Origin of the sequence: Polaromonas sp., assembly GCF_018780625.1 — a bacterium.
GTDB lineage: Bacteria > Pseudomonadota > Gammaproteobacteria > Burkholderiales > Burkholderiaceae_C > Polaromonas.
Window position 1 is genome coordinate 1 of sequence record NZ_JADMJK010000165.1, and the last position, 1,925, is coordinate 1,925.

Sequence of the window (1,925 nt, forward strand, 5' to 3'; positions counted from 1 at the left end):
GTCAGGCGCAGCGCTGGGCTGCTCAACGCGCCCATGGACGAGGAGGGCGGCTTTGAAATCGCCCGGCGTTCGCGCGGCACGCCGCGCATCGCTAACCGCCTGCTGCGCCGGGTGCGCGATTACGCCGATGTCAAGGGCAGTGGAACCATCTCGCTGGACATTGCCAACCGGGCGCTGGCCATGCTGGATGTGGACCCGCAGGGCTTTGACCTGATGGACCGCAAGTTTCTGGAGGCGGTGATTCTGCGTTTTGACGGCGGACCGGTCGGGCTGGACAACATAGCCGCCAGCATTGGCGAAGAGCGTGACACGATTGAAGACGTGATCGAGCCCTACCTGATTCAGCAGGGTTTTTTGCAGCGCACCCCGCGCGGGCGCATCGCCACACTGGCGGCATACCGCCATCTGGGCGTGGCGCCGCCGGTTAGCGGCGACGACATGTTCGCCTGACGGCCCGCAGCCTTTCCGGTCAGGTCATCGCGCCGCGCGCATCGACCTGGATGATGCGCCGCACCAGGCCGCTGCGCAGGCCGCCGCTCACGCCAATCATCACATCGTGCAGGTTCACGGTCGGGTCGCAGTGGCCGGGAATCAGCCACAGCATCTGGCCCAGTGCGGGCAGGCGGGTGCAGCCTGCAGCGGGCCGCAAGATACCGTGTTCGTCGCCGCCGTTGAAGTAGTCCAGCATGCGCTCGCCGGCAAAGGCATGCACCAGCGGCATGCCGGAATCAATGGCGTGGCTTTTGTGGCCGGCGTCGCACACGGCATGGCTGCCCTTGCTGCTGATGACCTGGGTTTTGACGAACAGGGCGTGCTCAAAATGTGGCTGCGCCGGGTCGCGCTCGTTTTGCGCATAGTCGGCGTCCATGAACAGGAAGGAGCCCGCCTGCAACTCGCCATACACGCCACTGGCCGCTTCCTGCAACAGGCTGCCGGTGCCAGCGCCTGTGACCAGGTCCACTGCAATCCCCTGGGCTTCGATCAGCTGGCGCGTGCTGAGCGCCGCTGCCACCGCCTGGGCCGTGGCCTCGCGCCTGTCCTGGGCGTGGCGCAGGTGCTGGGCCTTGCCATGGTAGGCCTGCAGGCCGGCAAAGCGCAGCGCCGGGTGCTTGCGGATTTCCAGCGCCAGCAGCACGGCCGCCGGTCCGGGCTCTACGCCGCAGCGGCCCTGGCCGACATCAATTTCAACAAATACGTCAATCACCGTCGCCACCCCGGCCTGACCGTCGCCGGCCCTGGCCTCGTTCATGGCCTGCGCGAGCCGGATCACGCCATCCGTGCTGTCCACCGCAATGGCGAGCTGGCCCCCGTGGGCCGCCACTTGTTGCGTGAGCGCGGCCACGCGGGCCAGTTTGCCGGGGGCAATCACCTGGTTGGTGATGTAGACGTTGTGGACGCCGCCGGCCACCATGACCTCGGCCTCTGAGGTTTTCTGCACGCACACGCCTACCGCGCCGGCCTTGATCTGCATTTTGGCCAATGCGACGCTCTTGTGCAGCTTGGCGTGGGGACGCCAGAGGATGCGGTGTTTTTTTGCAAACTCGGCCATTCGGCTCAGGTTGCGCTTCATGGCGTCCAGGTCAATCACCAGGGCGGGCGTATCGACATCGCTGACCGGTTTGCCCAGCAATGTGTCCCACTGGGCTGCCGGGGCGCTCATGCGCGGCTTACGGCGTTGACGGCGTCGGCCAGAAGGGTGTCATCGCGCGCAGTGTCCTCAAGGTGCTGGGTATCGGCCCAGCCCACCAGCGTAAAGCCCTCCGGCGTCCAGAGCAGGCGGTTGATGGCGGTGTTGCCCAGGGCCCAGGTGCGCGGTGCCTGGAGGTCCAGCCGGGTGGCGGCGCGGTACAGCACGTCCATCACGCCGCCGTGGCCCACCAGCGCAATCAGCTCGCCGGGGTGTAGCGCGGCCAGCCGCTCGGCGG

3 protein-coding genes are annotated in these 1,925 nt (G+C 67.1%); 1 reads left to right on the forward strand and 2 read right to left on the reverse strand.

The genetic code is table 11. The annotated features are described in order from the left end of the window. The coding region (locus IV091_RS13265) for a Holliday junction DNA helicase RuvB C-terminal domain-containing protein (protein WP_293469482.1) at positions 1-450 on the forward strand (450 nt) is incomplete at its 5' end. A gap of 19 nt (positions 451-469) precedes the next feature. On the opposite strand, the gene IV091_RS13270 is transcribed toward IV091_RS13265, so the two are convergent. Together IV091_RS13270 and IV091_RS13275 are read right to left on the reverse strand one after the other, a co-directional pair. Continuing rightward, positions 470-1,660, reverse strand: a complete 1,191-nt coding sequence (locus tag IV091_RS13270; RefSeq protein ID WP_293469484.1) for a DSD1 family PLP-dependent enzyme — start codon at positions 1,658-1,660, stop codon at positions 470-472. After that, positions 1,657-1,925: histidine phosphatase family protein (locus tag IV091_RS13275; RefSeq protein WP_293469486.1), on the reverse strand; the 269-nt coding region annotated here is incomplete at its 5' end. The genes IV091_RS13270 and IV091_RS13275, both read right to left, overlap by 4 nt.

Bases quoted from the DNA above. Each gene is read 5' to 3' on its own strand.
- IV091_RS13270 (WP_293469484.1), bottom strand. From the start codon at position 1,660: ATGAGCGCCCCGGCAGCCCAGTGGGACACATTGCTGGGCAAACCGGTC.